Annotated in this window: 16 protein-coding genes and 1 pseudogene; all 17 read left to right on the top strand. The window is 34.2% G+C overall.

Annotation, left to right across the window (positions count from 1 at the left end; all coding sequences use genetic code 11):
* The first annotated feature begins 4 nt into the window (after window positions 1-4).
* Entirely contained in the window at window positions 5-637 is a 633-nt protein-coding gene (locus ORL93_RS17865) for an acetyltransferase (RefSeq protein ID WP_018781215.1), read from the top strand.
* 13 nt (window positions 638-650) lie between these two features.
* Window positions 651-1,820: a DegT/DnrJ/EryC1/StrS family aminotransferase gene (locus tag ORL93_RS17860; RefSeq protein WP_018781216.1), complete on the top strand. Its 1,170-nt coding sequence runs from the start codon at window positions 651-653 to the stop codon at window positions 1,818-1,820.
* 1,025 nt (window positions 1,821-2,845) lie between these two features.
* Window positions 2,846-4,783 (top strand): lasso peptide isopeptide bond-forming cyclase, encoded by a 1,938-nt coding sequence (locus ORL93_RS17855; RefSeq protein WP_003202168.1) that lies wholly within the window; start codon window positions 2,846-2,848, stop codon window positions 4,781-4,783.
* A 14-nt stretch (window positions 4,784-4,797) separates the two neighbouring features.
* Window positions 4,798-4,929, top strand: coding sequence for a paeninodin family lasso peptide (locus tag ORL93_RS17850; protein WP_000808480.1), 132 nt, complete (start codon window positions 4,798-4,800; stop codon window positions 4,927-4,929).
* 107 nt (window positions 4,930-5,036) lie between these two features.
* Entirely contained in the window at window positions 5,037-5,966 is a 930-nt protein-coding gene (locus ORL93_RS17845; protein WP_003202169.1) for a hypothetical protein, read from the top strand.
* Complete coding sequence (locus ORL93_RS17840; RefSeq protein ID WP_000095761.1) at window positions 5,966-6,265, top strand: lasso peptide biosynthesis PqqD family chaperone; 300 nt, start codon at window positions 5,966-5,968, stop codon at window positions 6,263-6,265. The genes ORL93_RS17845 and ORL93_RS17840 overlap by 1 nt, the downstream gene beginning before the upstream one ends.
* 45 nt (window positions 6,266-6,310) lie before the next feature.
* On the top strand, window positions 6,311-6,763 hold the full coding sequence (locus ORL93_RS17835) for a lasso peptide biosynthesis B2 protein (protein ID WP_001021513.1): 453 nt from the start codon (window positions 6,311-6,313) through the stop codon (window positions 6,761-6,763).
* Between the two features lie 22 nt (window positions 6,764-6,785).
* Window positions 6,786-7,973: a nucleotidyltransferase domain-containing protein gene (locus ORL93_RS17830; protein WP_265959336.1), complete on the top strand. Its 1,188-nt coding sequence runs from the start codon at window positions 6,786-6,788 to the stop codon at window positions 7,971-7,973.
* A gap of 2 nt (window positions 7,974-7,975) precedes the next feature.
* Complete coding sequence (locus ORL93_RS17825; protein WP_097795173.1) at window positions 7,976-9,778, top strand: ABC transporter ATP-binding protein; 1,803 nt, start codon at window positions 7,976-7,978, stop codon at window positions 9,776-9,778.
* A gap of 1,194 nt (window positions 9,779-10,972) precedes the next feature.
* Window positions 10,973-11,407, top strand: coding sequence for a 3-hydroxyacyl-ACP dehydratase FabZ (gene fabZ, locus ORL93_RS17820; RefSeq protein WP_003202177.1), 435 nt, complete (start codon window positions 10,973-10,975; stop codon window positions 11,405-11,407).
* 553 nt (window positions 11,408-11,960) lie between these two features.
* Entirely contained in the window at window positions 11,961-12,698 is a 738-nt protein-coding gene (locus ORL93_RS17815; protein ID WP_265959335.1) for a YveK family protein, read from the top strand.
* A complete protein-coding gene (locus ORL93_RS17810; protein WP_097795175.1) occupies window positions 12,688-13,377 on the top strand; it encodes a CpsD/CapB family tyrosine-protein kinase in 690 nt (229 codons plus the stop codon). Before ORL93_RS17815 ends, ORL93_RS17810 begins: the two co-directional genes overlap by 11 nt.
* A 93-nt stretch (window positions 13,378-13,470) precedes the next feature.
* Window positions 13,471-14,238 (top strand): tyrosine-protein phosphatase, encoded by a 768-nt coding sequence (locus tag ORL93_RS17805; RefSeq protein ID WP_097795176.1) that lies wholly within the window; start codon window positions 13,471-13,473, stop codon window positions 14,236-14,238.
* 203 nt (window positions 14,239-14,441) lie between these two features.
* Window positions 14,442-15,323 (top strand): annotated as a pseudogene (gene galU, locus ORL93_RS17800) (UTP--glucose-1-phosphate uridylyltransferase GalU).
* 113 nt (window positions 15,324-15,436) lie between these two features.
* Complete coding sequence (locus tag ORL93_RS17795) at window positions 15,437-17,257, top strand: polysaccharide biosynthesis protein (protein WP_265959334.1); 1,821 nt, start codon at window positions 15,437-15,439, stop codon at window positions 17,255-17,257.
* A gap of 80 nt (window positions 17,258-17,337) precedes the next feature.
* Window positions 17,338-18,807, top strand: a complete 1,470-nt coding sequence (locus tag ORL93_RS17790) for an MOP flippase family protein (protein ID WP_033796574.1) — start codon at window positions 17,338-17,340, stop codon at window positions 18,805-18,807.
* A 14-nt stretch (window positions 18,808-18,821) separates the two neighbouring features.
* Window positions 18,822-20,096: a hypothetical protein gene (locus tag ORL93_RS17785; RefSeq protein WP_098017563.1), complete on the top strand. Its 1,275-nt coding sequence runs from the start codon at window positions 18,822-18,824 to the stop codon at window positions 20,094-20,096.
* Window positions 20,097-20,105: the final 9 nt, after the last annotated feature.

Here is a 20,105-nt window from a genome sequence, read left to right as displayed (position 1 = left end):
ATGGATGCGAATAATTATGATTGGGGCAGGTGGTCATAGTAAAGTAATCCGAGATATTATCCTATCGTATGGAAATTATGAAATCATTGCGCAATTAGATGATGTGTATAAAGAGTTAAAAGTTGAGGATGGCGTTTATTTTGGACCTATTTCTGCAGCTGTAAAGTTAATGGATGAGCATGTAGATACAAAGTTCGTGATAGCTATAGGAAATAACAGAACAAGAAAGATAATTATGGAGCAGTTAGAGATTCCCAGTCATCGCTATGCGACGCTTATACATAAACAATCTATTGTTAGTTTAAGTGCAAAGATTGGAGCTGGTACGGTTGTGATGCCTGGTGCAATTATTAATGCAGATGTTGAAATTGGGAATCACGTTATTGTCAATTCAGGCGCTATTATTGAACATGATAATAAGGTAAAAGATTTTGCACATATTTCCCCAAATGCAGTGCTTACAGGATCCGTTACTGTAGGAACAGGAGTACATATAGGAGCAGGAGTTAATGTAATTCCAAATATTACAATTGGCGATTGGTCCGTTATCGGTGCCGGAGCAACAGTGATCTGTGACATTGTAGCGAATTGTAAAGCAGTTGGCATTCCAGCTAGAGTAATAAAAAAAGAATTATAGGAGAGTGTTTAAAGTGGTATATTCACAGGAAAAAACAAGAATCTATCTCTCCGCTCCACATATGAGCGGTAATGAACAAAAATATATAGGGGAAGCATTTGATATGAATTGGATTGCTCCACTTGGTCCAAATGTAGATGCGTTTGAAAGTGAACTTTCATCCCATGTTGGAGTTCTTGATGCGGCTGCAGTTAGTTCAGGAACCTCTGCTATCCATTTGGCACTTCGCTTACTGGATGTAAGAGATGGAGATACGGTATTTTGTTCGAGTCTTACTTTTATAGCGAGCGCAAATCCAATTTTATATTTAGGGGCTAAACCAGTATTTATTGATTCTGAGCTTGAAACATGGAATATGTCGCCACAAGCTTTAGAACGTGCATTACGTGATGCAAATGAGAAAGGAATACTTCCGAAAGCAGTCATTGTTGTAAATTTATATGGACAAAGCGCTAAAATGGATGAAATTCTTTCGTTATGTAATGAATATGATATCCCAGTGATAGAAGATGCAGCAGAATCGCTCGGTTCTTCCTATAAAGGTAAAGCAAGCGGGACATTCGGAAAATTTGGTATTTATTCGTTCAACGGCAATAAAATCATTACAACTTCAGGTGGAGGTATGCTTGTTTCGAATGATGTCGAGGCATTGAGAAAAGCAAGATTTTTAGCTACTCAAGCAAGAGATCCGGCTCCACACTACCAACATAGTGAGGTTGGATATAATTATCGTATGAGTAATATTTTAGCGGGTGTAGGTAGAGCGCAGCTGCAAGTCTTACGGGATAGAGTACAGGCAAGGAGAAAAATATTTGATAGATACTATCAAGAATTATCTCATATTCCAGGGGTACAGTTTATGCCTGAGTTAGAGGATACTTATTCAAACCGATGGCTTACAGTTCTTACTGTAGATGAAGAAAAAATAGGAGTATCGATTCAGACATTACTGAAACAACTGGAAAATGAAAACATTGAGGCGCGTCCTGTTTGGAAACCTCTTCATATGCAACCGCTATTTGAGGGAATAACTTATTATTCTCATAGTGAACGTGAAGATATTGCTAGAAAACTATTTGAAACCGGTCTATGTCTTCCATCTGGATCAGGTATGACAGAGCAAGATCAGACAAGAGTTATTACATGTATTAAGAATATATTGACGGTAAGTGCTGGCATGTAAAGATAAAAAATAGAAAGAGCTTCAATTAAGAAAGGCGTTAATGAACTAGGAGGATTTAATATCTTATTCAGTGCCGTTTTTGTGAAATTTCATTTTACGGAAAAAAAATTTTTTTGAATGAAAGTCACGGCAATCCCTATAAAGAGTGAAATAGTAAGCGTACATAATCTTGTGGTAAATGCGAATTATATTCTTTGCTAGCATTATTAGTGGTGAACGCATATTATATCATCCCCTTTGTGAAAATGGTATAAATATAAAAATTCGATTAAAGAAGCAGAAGAATAAAGTAATAGAGAACATAAAATATAAAAATCAGCTTTAATTAATAGGTTAATAATAAATTATATAAAATATCATAGCACAGAAATTTTTAAAATATAAAAAGATGAAAATTTTACTGTGTATTTGTAAGATATAACGTTTATCCTGCTATTTGTGAACATTAAGAGCACTACCTTAAGATTTTAAGGGAACTAAGAAGATAGATGGAATGTTCGTAAAAGTTCGATTGGTGAGGTTAATAGTCGGTAGGGATGTAAAGTCTCCTACCGATTAAAGTTTTACTGTATTATTTGTTCTGACAGTTACTAAAAAAGATACATAAATATTCATTTTTTTGAGTATATAGATGCTTGACAATACAATAGTGAAATGGTAATCTGATTTTATATTCTTTATAAAGAATATAAACGTTTTATTGATATATTAAATTCAAGGATTTTTATTCATATAAAATTCAGATGGTAATATTTTGATTCGGATTAAGAAGATCATACCTTTGTTCTTTTTTTGAGAAAATTAAAATGCAAGGGTTTACATTAGGATAGGTAGCCTGAAAGTTTGAATACTTCAACTGAAAAAAGATTTAAGGCTATAAAATTGGGTTTTAAAATCTGTTATGCGTAAACGAGGTAGTTTGAGGAAAGGGTTTTCTGGTATATTAATAACATTTTTTTGATATATCTGGTAATTTGCTTATCCATCGGGTTTTCCCTTAATTGTCTCGTAGTGGGAGGAAAAAAATGAGTGCAATAACCGGAATTTATCATTTAAATGGAGAACCGATACCGCCTGAACATAGGATTGGAATCATGAAGGATTTATCTCGTTATCCAGGTGACAATACCGATATATGGCACAAGGAAAATATTTTTTTGGGCTCCCATGCAAAATGGATAACATCTGAATCTATTAATGAACAATTACCTTACTATGATTATGAAACACAGTTGGTTATAACTGCTGATGCTATTATTGATAATCGCAATGAATTATTCGATAGATTGCAAGTAGAAAAGGTACATAGAAGAGAGATGCCTGATAGTAAGTTAATTTTACTCGCTTATCAAAAGTGGGGAGAGCATGTACCAAAGTATCTAATTGGTGATTTTGCTTTTATGATTTGGGATGAGAGAAAGCAATTACTTTTTGGTGCACGTGATTTTTCAGGAAGTCGGACTTTTTACTTTTACCGCAATCAAAATCAATTTGCTTTTTGTACTAGCATACAACCGCTGTTTTCTTTACCGTACGTCGGGAAGGAATTGAATGAGCAATGGTTAGCTGAATATTTAGCAATACCTAATATGCTTGATACAATAGATGCATTTTCAACAGTGCATAAAAATATAGAGCAAGTCCCCCCTTCTCATACTATCTCCGTAGTTAAGGGAAGAGTTAGTATTGCGAAATACGACACGTTATTTGTAGAGGAGCAGTTGCAACTCAAATCAAATGAAGATTATGAAGAGGCGTTCAGGGACGTATTTGAAAGCGCAGTAACATCAAGGTTACGTACTCATCGTAATGTTGGTTCTCATTTAAGTGGGGGATTAGATTCAGGTGCTGTTGCTAGCTTTGCTGCGAGAGCTCTGCAAAAAGAGAACAAAAAATTATATACATTCAGCTCAGTACCTGCAGAAGGATTTACTGATTGGACTCGTGGCCATACGATTGCTGATGAAAAGCCATTTATCCAAACTACAGTACAACATGTAGGAAATATTAAAGGGAATTATTTGAATTTCCCGGGAGAAAATTCTTTCTCAGAAATTGATGATTGGCTTGAGATTATGGAGATGCCATATAAATTTTTCGAAAATTCCGTCTGGGTGAAAGGGATTTATGAAAAAGCCCAACAACAAGGGATTGGGGTGCTCTTAAATGGAGCGAGAGGAAATTTCACAATCTCTTGGGGGCCAGCTTTAGATTATTATGCGACTTTACTTAAAAAATTCAGCTGGTTGCAGCTTTATCGTGAAATTGATTTGTATGGTAAGAACGTTGGGGTCAAAAAATCGAGAATACTGAAAGTTGTAGGGGAGAAAGCATTTCCATCGATAAAAAACATGTTTTCCTCGGAACAGCAATACGAACTGCCAACGTTAGTTAGTCCAGAACTTGCAAAACGTACTGATGTATTCAGAAAGCTTGAAGAACATGGTGTGAAAGTAACAGGGGCTTCTATCCCAAATATATATGAAATAAGGCAGAAACATTTTGAACAGCTAAACTTGTGGAATACAACGGGTACAAGTGGAACAAAGCTCTCCTTGCGCTATGGTTTACAAGGGCATGATCCAACGAATGACTTACGGGTAATTCGATTCTGTTTATCGTTACCACTCGAACAATTTGTTCAAAATGGCTTAAATCGTGCACTTGTCCGGAGGTCCACAAAAGGATTTCTTCCTGACAAAGTAAGATTAAATCAACGTGTGCGGGGAATACAGGCAGCTGATGTGGTTCATCGCATGATTCCTTCATGGAAAATGTTTATCGAGGAACTTCAGCAGCTTAGTAAAGACCCAGTGGCCTCTAACTTTTTTAATATAGAGATTATTAAGAGTGCGATTTTGAAAATTCAAGGAGAACCACGAGTAGAATACGTGTTTGATCCGGATTTTAGAATTTTAATGCGTAGTCTTATTGTCTATCGATTTATCAAAAAATATATTTGAAAGGGGGTGAAATTATGAAACAAGAATGGCAATCACCAGTATTAGAAGTGCTTGATATCAACATGACAATGGCTGGACCTGGAAAGAGACTTGTTGACCAAGTTTTTGAAGATGAGGATGAGCAAGGCGCACTTCACCACAGCTAATGCACTAATATTTAAATGAGATTTATATGCTTTACAGCCCTTATATAGTTTAATTACGGTATAAGGGTTTTTTTTAATCAATTTTTCAACTATTTGGAGTGAGAAAGATGATACATACTGTAAAGAAAGAGATTTACAAAGCCTTCGGATTAGCCCTATTAAGTGAGATTCCCCTGCCGGAATTGCCTCAAGTAAGTAATTACGAAAATGAAGTAGACGTAAAAATAGAAACTGCAGATTTATCCCAATTATGGGGAGAGTTATCTTCTCCGAAGTCAGTATTTGTAGTTGAAGAAGAATTAATTATGTTTCAAATCCCCGAAACTGCTACGTTTTGTATTCAAAATGGAGAAAAAATTATTGTTTCACCTATGAAAGGGTCTGATCAAGATAAGATTCGGCTTTATATTCTTGGGACTTGTATGGGGGCATTGTTGATGCAGAGAAAAATACTCCCTCTGCATGGAAGTGCAATAGCCATCAATGGAAAGGCGTATGCTTTTGTAGGAAGATCGGGAGCTGGAAAATCAACTCTTGCATCAGCTCTTTTAAGCAAAGGCTATCAGCTTTTAAGCGATGATGTAATTGCTGTGTCTCTTTCTGAGGATAATACTCCTTTTGTTACACCATCTTACCCGCAACAAAAGTTATGGAAAGAGAGTCTTGATCAGTTTGGAATGGAGACAGCGCATTATCAGCCATTATTTGAAAGGGAAACTAAATATGCTGTCCCCGTTACAGCTAACTTTTTCGAGGAGCCATTACCATTGGCAGGTGTATTCGAATTAGTGAAAGTAGAAAATGGGGATGTTGAACTTCAGCAGATTGAAGGACTGGAGAGACTACGCACATTGCTGCGTCATACATATAGGAATTCATTAATCCCACGATTGGGGATGATGGAATGGCATTTTATGCATTCTACAAATATCGTAAACAAAATAGATATGTTTCAATTGAGACGTCCTATTTCAAAGTTTACGGCACATGATTTAGTATCCAAAATTCTAGAGTCTTTAAAAGAGGAGGAAAAATAATGAGTAGTAAACAAACAATTTCATTACACAGTTTTGTTGTACAAGGTCAGGAAAATGTAGTGAGCGATATGGATGGGGAGAAAGTGATGATGAGCATCCATAATGGGAAATACTATAACTTGGGAGGTATAGGTGGTGAAATTTGGAGTTTAATTAATGAATTAATATCTGTCAATCAAGTGATTGATATATTATTGTCTCGATATATGATTGAAGAGGCAGAATGTAAGGAACAAGTACTCTCTTTCTTAAATCATTTGTATGCAGAAGGGTTAATCTCGGTTGATGAAAAACTTTGATTTTTAATTGAACGTTCCAGATTTAATAGATTAGGAGTAGGATCGATGAATATCATAAATAAAGCCAAAGCTTTCTTGTCGTTCGATATGGGAACAAAATTATTACTTATAGAAGCTTTCTTTTATTTAGGCTGGGCTCGTATTCTTAAAAGTATACCATTTTCTAAAGCTGCTCCAATATTAGGAATTCATATGGCAGAAACGTCTTTAAGCTATGATGAATCGGAAAAGATTACGTTAAGGAAAATTTCTCAAGCAGTGCATATGATGAGCCGTTATACATTTTGGGAAAGCCAGTGTCTCGTTAAAGCTATCGCTGCAATGAAAATGTTGGAGAAGCGTCAAATTGAAAGTACCCTTTACTTAGGGACCGCGAAAGATGAGACAGGAAATATGATTGCCCATGCGTGGTTACGTAGCGGGCCCTTTTATATTACTGGCGTAGAAGAAATGAAGAGATTTACTGTTGTTGGTAAATTTGCAAAAAGGATAGGGTAAAAAAATCTTGAAGGAGAATGAGATGTATACCGGTTGTAATCTTGATTTGAGTCATTTACCTAAAGAACTAAAATTGTTACTTGAAATTATAAAGAAGGAAGATAAAGAGATACAAGAAATTCCGGGAGACTGGTTCATAAATATTGATTGGAACAAATTTTTGAAACTGGCGCTGCATCATCGTATGTACGCGTTCATTTATCCAAAAATGAAATCTATTGATAAACAGTTAGTTCCATCAAATGTTGTGCAAGTATTAAGTACATATTTTAAAAGGAATACATTCCATATGCTTCATTTAAGTGGAGAAATGGGAAAGGTAAGTAAATTATTTGCTGAAAACCAACTTCGACTTCTATTTTTGAAGGGCCCTATTCTTGGTGCAAATCTATATGGAGATGTTTCCCTTCGAACATCAGGGGATCTGGATGCTCTTGTTCCTATAGATGATCTTGGAAAAGTGAACGAATTACTTGTAAAGAATGGTTATGTCAAAGAGGATGATTTTCCGACGGTTATGAATGAATGGAAGTGGAGACGCCACCATACAACTTACATGCATCCGATAAGTAAGGTGAAATTGGAGATTCATTGGCGACTACACCCAGGACCGGGAAAGGAACCACGCTTCGATGAGTTATGGGGGCGAAAGAGGACGAGTCCTGTCACAAATTATCCTGTCTATTTTTTAGGTAGAGAGGATTTGTTTATGTTTCTTGTGACTCATGGGACTAGGCATGGTTGGTCCAGGCTTCGATGGTTAACAGACATTGACCGTATGGTAAGGCAAGAAATAGATTGGAAAGAACTCACTGTTATGTTAGAAAGATATGGATGTAAGCAACTGGTAGGCCAGGCGCTTATTTTATCTTCTGAGCTTTTAGATACTCTTATAATAGAAGAAGAGGCAAAAGTATTAATGTCAGGGAGAAGGGTAACGCAATTAGCGCAGCTTGCTATATATTACTTGGAAAATATGATTAACTTGCATACAGATCCCGTCCCAGAAGAAGTTTCAAAATATCATGAGCGATATTTATATTTGTTAAAGACAAGCTCTCAGAAGCTACTGTTTCATCTTAGTTGGTTGTATCCTTATCCTCAGGATGTGGAAACTTTACCACTGCCAAAACAACTGCATGTTTTATATTTCCCTTTGCGGCCGGTTTTATGGATTTGGAGGGAAATGAGGTACCGTAAGGAGAAGTGAAAATGAGAAATATTTTATATTTTACAAAGCGGTTATACTCTTTTACTGGAAACATTCTCATTGTTAATCTCATGGGAATGGTATTGGTCAGTCTTGTAGAAGGAATCGGCATTTTATTATTAATTCCTATGATAAGTATTAGCGGTATTGCGAAGATGAATGAACAGGCAAGCCCTCTTTCAGGGGTTCTTGGATTCCTAGGTGAGTTTCCAACTACTTTAGGATTACCACTTGTATTAGGAATATATATTATATTGGTCGTGGGACAAGCGCTTTTGCAAAGGAATATAACAGTTCGTAATGCGAAAATCCAGATACGTTTTATTAATCATTTGAGATTGGAAACTTATCGTGGATTGTTGCAGGCCAACTGGAGTTTTTTTGTGAAAAAGAGAAAATCAGATCTTATCAATTCTTTGACAACGGAATTAGGGCGTGTTAGCGCAGGCACTAATTTATTTTTACAGTTGCTCACTTCTTTAATGTTTACATTTATACAGATTGGTTTCGCTTTTTGGTTAGCGGCAGATATAACAATTTTTGTACTATGTTGCGCTGTGGTACTTGCCTTTCTTTCACGAAGATTTATTAAAAAGTCAAAAAGATTAGGTGGTCGAACCTCAGAGAATTCAAAAGCGTATCTTGCAGGTATAACTGATCATTTTAATGGAATTAAGGATATTAAGAGCAATACACTAGAACGATCTCGTTATATGTGGTTACGTAATTGGGTGGAAGATGTGGAACGTGAACAGTTTGCATATATTAAGGTGAGAAATAATTCTCAACTCTTTTATAAAATTGCATCAGCTGTTTTCATTGCTATTCTTATCTTTCTATCTGTTAAGTTGTTTCAGACGAAAACGGAGCAATTATTATTAATTATTCTTATATTTTCTCGTTTGTGGCCACGATTTGCAGGTATACAATCAAACATGGAACAAATTGCAGCGAATCTTCCCGCTTTTAAAGATTTGCTGCAATTACAGGAAGAGTGTAAGAAAAGTATAGAATTGCAAGATATAGAGCAGGATTATGATTGTATAAATCCTATGCAGATAGAACAATCTATTGAGTGTCAGAATATCTCTTTCCGCTACAATAAAGAAAATGCTGTGTACTCACTTAAAGATATTAATTTGCGTATTCCTGCAAATTGTATGACAGCTATCTCAGGGCGTTCTGGTGCTGGAAAGAGTACATTAATTGATATCATAATGGGACTTATGCAGCCAGAGAGCGGTCAGCTATTAATAGATAACAAACCGTTGATAAGTAAGGACCTATTATCATTGAGAAAATCTATTAGCTATGTTCCTCAAGATCCATTTCTATTCAATGCCAGTATAAGAGACAATTTGAGAATGGTTGAACCAAATGCAAGTGAGGAACAGCTTTGGGAAGCTTTGGAATTTTCTGCTTCCGCTGAGTTTGTTAGTAGGCTCTCACAAGGATTGGATACAATGATTGGCGACAGGGGAGTCAAACTTTCAGGGGGAGAACGACAACGTCTTGTTCTGGCTAGAGCGATACTTCGAAAGCCTTCTATTTTAGTATTAGATGAGGCAACAAGTGCGTTGGATGCTGAAAATGAAGCGAAAATACAAGAAGCATTGGAAAGATTGAAAGGAAGCATGACAATTATTGTCATTGCACATAGATTATCTACTATACGTAAAGCTGACCAAGTAATTGTAATGGATCAAGGACAAATTATTCAACATGGTAGTTTCACACAACTGGCGAAAGATGAAAGTGGTTTGTTTAGTAGCCTACTTGGACAACAGGCCAAAGTAAACATTTAAATATGACTTGTTATAATTGTTTTTTATAAATTCACGGAATACACTGCCTTTATTTCTTTCGGGTCGGTAACACAATTTGATTATTTATGGTTTGGGGTATAATTGGTATTTGTGTACTGGTCTTTTTATGGAAATATGAGCTTAATTTAATTGTGTGACCAGTAAAAAAATGAGAAATACTTTTTGTGACTTATTAATATACCATCTATATACATGTATAAATATCCGTGTTATAATTTAACATGGAACCTGATTTTATTTATACCATATAACAAAAGCAGCGAGACCCCTCGTCTTTAGGACTAGGGGTCTTTTCTATTTTTGTATATAAAGGTTTATTAGTGTAGTTGTGATAATATATTTTGAAGCACCTTGTAGACATTTTTATGGTCAGTGATTAATGAGAGGTAGTGCCTACTGAATTGTTGGTATTTTGAATTGCTACTAATTTTATATAAGTAATTAAGAAGGGAAACGATTTGAGGAGATGAAAGAGAGATAGTGAAGAATATTATATAAGTATTTCTTTTTATTTCATTTGAGTTTTTCTCTCAAATCCTTCAGGATGCCTTAGTTAACAGATAAACAAGGAAAAGTAACAATTTCTTAATTAGTTATATATTATTTCATGTATTGTTAAATAGACTTAAAAGAATTTATATGTTGTATTGGATATTTATGTAAAATTTAAAAATATCTTTTGTGATGATATTTTATAGGATTTTTATTAAAGGCTAATTCACGAAGATTTATTTTTTTATAAAGCATAGTGTTCTGGATTGCGAATCTTAATTTCTAGATATGCTATTTAAGATAATATAAGAAAAATGAAGAAATTTGTAGAAATTTGTAGAAAATTAAGGCTATAATGGTAAAAAGCAGTAAATATTAAATTTTTCTTTCTTATTTTTGTCCTTTATAATGAGCTATGAATACGACACATGAGGCAAATAATGTATATTGCCTCTCCCTAACTTTGATATACACCTTTTTCCAACCTCCGTGTTAATTGCTATTATTTTGTTATACCGATTAGCGAAGGGAAAAGGGTGTATCTTTTTTGTATGAATACTCCTAATAGATATTTTGGGTAGAAAGCATTTCTTGTTTTTCGTGACAAAAACAATAGAGAATGGGATAATAAGGACAGTGTGTTGGTGGTATGACCAATTTGGTATATAAGGAGAGAATGATATGCTAGATATTCAACAGATTAAAGAAATTATTCCACATCGTTATCCATTTCTACTAGTCGATCAAATTCTAGAAGTAGAAGAAGGAAAGCGTGCGGTTGGGATTAAAAATGTAACGGCAAATGAGGAATACTTTAATGGACACTTTCCAGATTATCCTGTGATGCCAGGTGTTCTAATTGTAGAAGCATTAGCGCAGGTGGGTGCTGTTGCGGTATTAAAAAAAGAGGAGAATCGTGGACGCCTCGCATTCTTCGCTGGTATTGATAACTGCCGCTTCAAGCGTCAAGTACGTCCAGGTGACCAACTTCGTTTAGAAGTGGAAATGACACGTGTACGTGGACCAATTGGTAAAGGAAAAGCAGTCGCAACTGTAAACGGTGAAATTGCTTGTGAAGCTGAGGTTACATTCGCGCTTGGTGATAAGAAAGAATAAAGATATGATAAGTTGGGAGGTGAATGAAAATAAACTTTTCATTCACCTCCTTTTTAATAAAAGAAAAGTAAGAGAATTTGTTGATAGGTAGGTTCTCTTTATTTAAACAAACGTTTGATTAAATAACATAAGGGATTTTCGGGAAAACTTTCTCAACTTAGCGTCTAGAAACGCTGTTGAAAAATAGAATGAAAATTTATAATGGAAAGTGTTTTTTAAACGAGTTATTATAAATATACAGGTGAATTTATAATATATTCACTAATAATACTAACTATATTCACATATTATCAATATATGGTAAATGTAAACCCATACCCGACAAAGGATATCTAAATTTGTCGAATTTGTCATTATAATATTTGTCAATTTATTAAATGAATTTCTCAACCATTATTGTTATACTAATGTAAGTTATGTAATATGTTAAATAGTTGTCTAGGACTAAACATGATTAGGACTAGATACTAGATTCTTATTGTCAGCCGCAAATCTGACATTTTATTTATTTATAAAGGAATTTATGACAAATTATTGGAAGCTGGAGGAAGGCATGGAAGAAACAATAAGTTTGAAAGAACTATTTACTATTTTAAGAAAACGTTTAGTTATGATCATCGCAATTACGATTGGGGCAGCTCTTGTAAGCGCAATTGTAAGTTTCTACTTTATAACGCCGATTTACCAAACTTCAACGCAAATTCTTGTTAACCAAAAGAAACAAGAGGGTGTTTTCCAACCTGGGGAAGTACAAACAAGTCTTCAATTAACAAATACATATAAAGTTATTGTGAAAAGCCCAGTTATTTTAGATCAAGTGAAAGAAAAGTTGAAACTGAATATGTCAACTGGAGCATTAAATAACAAAATTAACGTAGCTAATGAGAAAGATTCGCAAGTTATTACGGTTACAGTACAAGACAAAGATGCAAAATTAGCTCGTGATATCGCAAATACAACAGCGGAAGTATTCAAAAGTAAAATTGCAAAAATTATGAGTGTGGATAATGTAACAATCCTATCAAAAGCAGAAGTAGCGGAAGGGCAATCTCCAATTAAGCCTAATAAGATGTTAAATGTAGCTATTGCATTTGTCATTGGCTTAATGGCTTCTGTCGGACTTGCATTCTTACTAGAATATTTAGATAACACATTCAAAAAAGAAGAAGATATCGAAAAATTTCTAGGTCTACCAGTTCTTGGAGTGATTTCTCATATAGAAGAAGATAAGGTGAAAAGCAGAAGTCCGTCAAGGGCAAAGAGAGTAGGAGGGCATACAATTGGTTCTTAAGAAAAAAGCATCACGCGCACGTCGTCGGCTTATTGCATATGAACAACCGAAATCATTTGTTTCGGAACAATATCGAAATGTACGAACAAATATTGAATTTGCATCCGTTGATAAAAAAATTCGTTCTCTTATAGTTACATCCGCTAATTCAAGTGAAGGAAAGACAACAACAGCTGCTAACATTGCAATAGTCTTTGCACAGCAAGGTAAAAAAGTATTACTCATTGATGCGGATTTACGTAAGCCTGCACTACATCACATGTTACAAGTTGAGAATGTTTTTGGCTTAACAAGTGTATTAACACGTAGTAAAAAACTTGAGACATGTGTAGAAAATACAAAAATTAGAAATTTAAACTTCCTGCCATGTGGGCCAATCCCACCAAACCCAGCGGAATTATTAGGGTCAAACTCGATGAAAGATCTACTTTCAGAAGCATATGGCATGTATGATCTCGTTATCTTTGACACATCTCCGATTTTACCAGTTACTGATGCGCAAGTCATGGCAAATCAATGTGATGCTTCTGTACTAGTTGTCCGAAGTGGCGTAACAGAAAAGGATACGGCGATTAGAGCAAAACAAGCACTTGATGGCGCAAAGGGTACATTACTTGGCGTTATTCTAAATGATAAAGAACAAACAGGATCTGAGTATTATTATTACAGTTCTAACTAAATAGATGAGAGGAAAGAGGAGACATCTTCTTTTCCTCTTATATTCACAATGTGAAGAGTAAATGAAGAATAGATAGAGAAGAGGTGTAAGGGAATGATTGATTTACATTGTCACATTTTGCCGAGTATCGATGATGGGGCACAATCAATCGAAGATAGTATCGCGATGGCAAAGGCAGCATGTAAAGAAGGTATTCATACAATCGTTGCCACTCCGCATCATCAAAATGGTGTTTATATTAATCCAGCAGAAGGCATTCTTCATCAGGTAAAGCAGTTAAATGATAGATTGAAAGAAGAAGACATTAATTTAACCATTTTACCTGGTCAAGAAATCAGGTTATATGGAGAATTGTTAGAAGACTACGAATTGGGTAAAATTGTTACATTGAATCGTACGGATAAATACATATTAATTGAATTCCCAGCAAATCATGTCCCGCGCTATGCAGAAAAAATGTTATATGAACTGCGTATAAAAGGAATCACGCCGATCATTGTGCATCCAGAGCGAAATACGGAAATCATCGAACGCCCTCAAGTATTGTATAAGTTCGTAACTCAAGGCGCACTCACGCAAATTACTGCGGGGAGTGTAACAGGAAAGTTCGGAAAGAAAATCAAGAAATTTTCGTTACAACTCATTGAACACCATTTAGCACATGTCATATCATCAGATGCCCATAACACAACAACGCGCTCATTTCACTTACAAGCAGCATATGAGGTAATAGAGAAGTCATTTGGGAGCTCTACACTTTATTATTTCAAAGAAAATACATATTCACTAATAAGTGGGAAGATAATTTACCGAGAAGAACCAGAACAGGTGCGACGTAAGAAAATACTGGGTCTCTTTTAAGTATAAACATTTGGTGATGCCTCCTAACCAATATCAATGGAGACACTCGACTATGCTGTGGGTAGAGTAAGCTTTACCTTAGACACGCTTGTTGTCAAAAGCATGGTGTGAGGTCGGGTTAGATGCCTGCTATGATTATAAAATTGTTGGAACCTTTATTATATCTATATATAAATATAATAAAGGATAAAGGGCAATACAAGTTGAAACAAGTAAAAAAAGCCATCATTCCAGCAGCTGGGCTGGGGACAAGATTTTTACCAGCGACAAAAGCAATGCCGAAAGAAATGTTGCCAATCGTTGATAAACCGACGATTCAGTACATTGTGGAAGAAGCAATTGCATCTGGAATTGAAGACATCATCATCGTAACGGGTAAAGGAAAGCGTGCAATTGAAGATCACTTTGATCACTCCTTTGAACTAGAACAAAATCTACTAGAAAAAGGGAAGTACGAAATGCTTGAAAAAGTACAAGCGTCTTCCCAAATTAACATTCACTACATAAGACAAAAAGAACCAAAAGGACTCGGGCATGCTGTATGGTGCGCATGTAAATTCATTGGCAACGAACCGTTTGCTGTATTACTTGGTGATGACATTGTTCAAGCGGAAACACCATGCTTACGTCAATTAATGAATTGATATGAAGCAACGAGATCATCAGTAATCGGTGTACAAACAGTGCCGGAAAATGAAACACATCGCTACGGTATTATCGATCCATTAGAACAAAAGGGACGCAGTTATCAGGTGAGCAGATTTGTGGAAAAACCAGCGCAAGGAACAGCACCATCGAACTTAGCGATTATGGGGCGTTACGTATTAACACCAGAAATTTTTATGTTCCTAGAAGACCAACAAACAGGTACGGGTGGAGAAATTCAGCTAACGGATGCGATTCAGCGATTAAATGAAATTCAACGTGTATTTGCATATGACTTTGAAGGTAAGCGTTATGACGTTGGGGAGAAATTAGGTTTTATTCAGACAACGATTGAAATGATGCTTCAGCATGATGAATTAAAAGATGAACTTGTGAAGTATATGAATGAACTTGTACAGAAAGAACTTTTAAACGTATAGATTGTATATAACTGAAAAATAGGCTGTTTTTAAATATAGGGCATGGTTTATAAAATGTTAGGTGTGGGAAGGACTCTTATTTTAAAGTTATATAAAAGAAAGGAACGTGTGTCTTGAGTTATCAAAATAGGCTCTCATTATTAGTATTATTAGATTCATTCATTGTTTTAACATCGGTATACTTGAGTTACTGGTTTATTCATCCTAATGCATTAGACAATATTCCAACTACACTTATTATTAGTTCAATTACGTTACTTTGTAGTCATCATGTGTTTGCTGCAATTTACAAGTTGTACAAAAAAGCTTGGGAGTATGCAAGTATAGGAGAGTTAGAAAATATTTTCAAAGCCATTACATTCTCTATTATCGTGACTGCAATCGTTCAGCAAGTTATTAATCACGATATTTATTTCCGCATCTTAGCAATCGCATGGATGTTCCATATGCTACTTATTGGTGGTTCACGATTTATATGGCGTATTTTCCGTGATACATACATTTCAAAGAAAACAGATAAAGCTCGTACATTAATTGTAGGAGCGGGTTCAGCAGGAGCGATGATTGTACGTCAGCTTCAAAAAAGTTATGAGGCACATTTAGAAACGGTAGCATTTGTTGATGATGATCTAAGGAAACAAAGGTTAGAAATATACAATATCCCTGTTGTAGGAACAAGAGAAGACATTCAACGGGTCGTTGATCGTTATCAAATTGAACATATTATTATTGCTATTCCTTCCCTTAGTCGTAAAGAAGTGAATGGAATTTTTGAAGCATGTACAAAAACGAAGGCAAAAACACAAATTGTGCCAATGCTAGAAGATATTCTGGATGGGAAAGTTTCTGTTAATGAGTTTCGTGATGTACAAGTAGAAGATTTATTAGGACGTGAGCCTGTGAAATTAGATGATGCAGGTATTGGCGAAAAGATTACAGGAAAAACAATCTTAGTAACTGGCGCTGGAGGATCAATTGGTTCCGAGCTGTGTCGCCAAGTCATGAAATTTAAACCAGGTAAAATTGTATTACTTGGTCACGGTGAGAACAGCATTTATACAATTGAAATGGAATTGCGTTCACTATATAAAGATTCCATCGAAATTACAACAGAAATTGCAGATGTGCAAGACCGTAATAAAATGTTTGAAGTGATGAAGAAGCATAACCCATACATTGTGTATCATGCAGCGGCACATAAACATGTTCCACTTATGGAAAGGAACCCAGAGGAAGCTGTAAAAAATAATATTATTGGTACGAAAAATATTGCGGAAGCATCGGCTACTTTTGGTATAAACACATTTGTTATGGTCTCTACAGATAAAGCTGTTAACCCAACAAGTGTAATGGGGGCAACGAAGCGTATTGCAGAAATGATTGTGCAACATATGGACACAGTCAGTAATACTCGTTTTGTAGCTGTTCGTTTTGGCAATGTACTGGGAAGTCGTGGTAGTGTTATTCCTTTATTTAAGAAACAAATTCAAAAGGGTGGACCGGTTACTGTTACACATCCTGATATGATTCGTTATTTTATGACAATTCCAGAGGCTTCACGTTTGGTTATTCAAGCTGGATCTTTAGCTAAAGGTGGGGAGATTTTCGTTCTTGATATGGGGGAACCTGTTAAAATTGTTGATTTAGCTAAAAATCTTATTAAACTATCTGGTTATCAGGTCGAGGATATTGGAATTAAGTTTTCTGGGATACGCCCTGGGGAAAAACTTTTTGAAGAATTATTAAAGGATGATGAAGTGCATAAAGAGCAAATTTATCCCAAGATATACATTGGTAAATCTAATCATGAATTAAGTGCCAAATTACCGTATTTAGTACAATATATTTCTAATTTAGAAGGTAATCATTTAAGAGATTTCTTATTAGATTTAACTAATAATCGTCAAAAAGTAATAGATAAAATGAATATTTAACAGCACTTGGTGGAAAAAAATATGATATTTATTAAAAAATTATTACCTTTGTGTTTAAGTTAGGTGAGAGGATACCTTGTATGATTACAAATTTAAAGCAAAAAGCATTTAGTGGAGCTAAATGGACTACAACATCAGCACTAATTGTTTCTAGTTTACAAATAATTCAATTGGTTATAGTATCTAGAATACTTCCGCCTGAATCATTAGGATTAATGACTACTATTATGGTAGTTGTAGGGTTTGCTCAATTATATTCGGATATGGGAATTACTAACGCTATAATTTATAAAGAGAATTTAACTAAAAAACAATTATCGAGTCTTTATTGGTTTAATATAATGTTAGGGTTATTATTAACTTTAGTTATTATTGGATTTACTCCAGTTATAGCATATTTTTATCATGAACCAAGATTAAGCATTTTATTATGCTTAATAGCAGTAATATTTTTGATTAATCCAATAGGCCAACAATCTATGGTTTTACATCAAAAAGAGCTTAAATTTGATATTCTAGCAAAGATAGAAATAATAGCGGCTATATCAGGTTTTTTATTAACCATAACTCTTGCTTATATAGGCTATGATGTCTACTCATTAGTTATTGGTCAAATATTTATTAACTTTATGAAAATGTGTGGATATGTTTTTATTAGTAAAAATGTATCGAAGCCTATGATGTACTTTAGATTTAGTGAAGTGAAATCTTTCGTAAGTTTTGGTTTATATCAATTAGGTGAAAGAACAATTCATTACATCAATTCTAATCTAGATTATATAATTATTGGAAGTCTACTTGGTTCAAAAGCTCTAGGTTATTATACTATTGCTTTCAATCTTATAATATTACCTATTTCAAAGATTAATCCCATAGTGACAAGAGTGGCATTTCCTATATTTTCTAAGATGCAAAATGATATATCTTTGCTAAAAAAATCATACTTTAAAATCATTCAGATTTTGAGTTGTATAAATTTCCCTTATTTTTTTGGTTTATTTATATCTGCTCCAATTTTAGTTCCTGTTATTTTTGGAGAGAAATGGATGCCTAGTGTATTACTTATTCAAATACTCTCTTTTGTTGGAATAACAAGAGCTATTGTCAATCCAATTGGGGCATTAGTAATGGCCAGGGGAAGAGTAGATTTAGGATTTAAGTGGCACTTTTTTATGCTGTTTTCTCAAGTGCCCTTAATTATCACCGGAGCATATTTTGGTGGAATAACGGGAGTAGCTATGGGATATTGTTGCCATCAAGTGGTATACATAATTACAAATTACACATTTGTGATTCGAACATTAGTGGGTTCTTGTTTGAAAGAGTTTTTAGAAAGTTTTATGAGTTCTATAAAAGCTTCATTAGTTATGATGGGAACTGTATTGGTGATACTGAATTTTATAAAGCAGTTAGATATGACAATTCAGCTAGTTTTAGTGGTTTCGTTGGGAGCCGTGTTTTACATAACGGCTTCTTTGGTATTTCAACGGCAACTAATTATAGAATTAAAAGAATTATTTTTAAGGAAACGGATAAAAAACGTTAGTTAAGAGGTAAATTATACATGCTTACAACATTAGTTTTTTTAGTATTTTTTTATCTTATAGGCACAATCTTAACCTTAAGATTAGGACGTAAAGAGGTTAAGTTATTTCATATTATCTTTATTTTTAATGTCTTAATAAGTATTTTAATGTACTACATATATATAGATAGATATGGAGTACCTTATTATATTGGTGGAAGTGATGATTTAGTTTACGAACAACAAGCAGCATATGCGTATGAAAGTTTAGGTATTTTTGATTATTCTAGTCTTAAAGAAATTTTTTGGATGTCTAACTCGTTAGGATACACATACTTGGTAAGTATATTCTTTCGAATTGCATCTTTTTTTGATGGATACCATACACTAGTTCCTCGTTTTTTTAATGGTTTATTGCTGGCTTTTATTTCTGTATTTGTATATAAAATAAGTATGAATTATATGGGGTTGAAACAAAGGTTTGCTTTTCTAGCAGCAGTAATAGTAGGGTGCTCACCCATAATGAGTTTTAATGCTGCGCATGTTTTTAGAGATATTGTAGTTACTTTCATAATGGTACTTGTAATATACCTTGCATTAGGTTTTTATAAATTTAATTTATGGGAAAAATCTATGGCTATTTGTGGAATGTTTATATTATTTGTAATACTTTATGAAATTCGTTATATGTCGGCTTACTTTTTAGTGATTCAGATAATATTTACAATGTGGGCAGCATACCGTAATTCGAAAAATAAACCATTAAAACTAAAAAATATAATGAGTATTTCTATAATTGTTTTGTTATTTATACTCATTTTTAATACTTCTTTAGTTAATACAATATTTAATTACTATGAAATTTATGCTGATTATAGAACGGAGAGAACTGATGGTTTAGCTCAATACGTTTTTAATGCCCCTTTATATGTGGGTTTTTTTCTAAGAGTTGTATATTTATCTATTACTCCTTTTCCTATTCTTTCATCTGAATTGGAGCGGGATTTTTTAAGTATAGGTACTATTGTGCAATTATTTTTGATGCCTTATGTATTAATTGGAATTAGGAAGTCTTTTTCAAATAGTAATGTAGCAACAATTATGTTTAGCTTTATTGTAGTTTATATTTCTGTAAGCATGTTATCTTTTACAATTAGACATATATGTTTATTCTATCCATTTATGATTTTGTTAGCTTTTTATGGGTATCAGAATGCAAATTTATATTTTAAACATAAGAAAATGCCATTGGTGATAGTTTATTTTATGATTTTAATTGGTATAACAATGTACAGTATTTTGAAATTTTATTGATATTTAAGG

The sequence above is a fragment of the Bacillus sp. DHT2 genome (genome assembly GCF_026241455.1).
In the GTDB taxonomy this organism is placed as follows: domain Bacteria; phylum Bacillota; class Bacilli; order Bacillales; family Bacillaceae_G; genus Bacillus_A; species Bacillus_A pseudomycoides.
The sequence above is the reverse complement of the archived record's forward strand: the minus strand, read 5'-3'. Positions and strand labels throughout refer to the sequence as shown.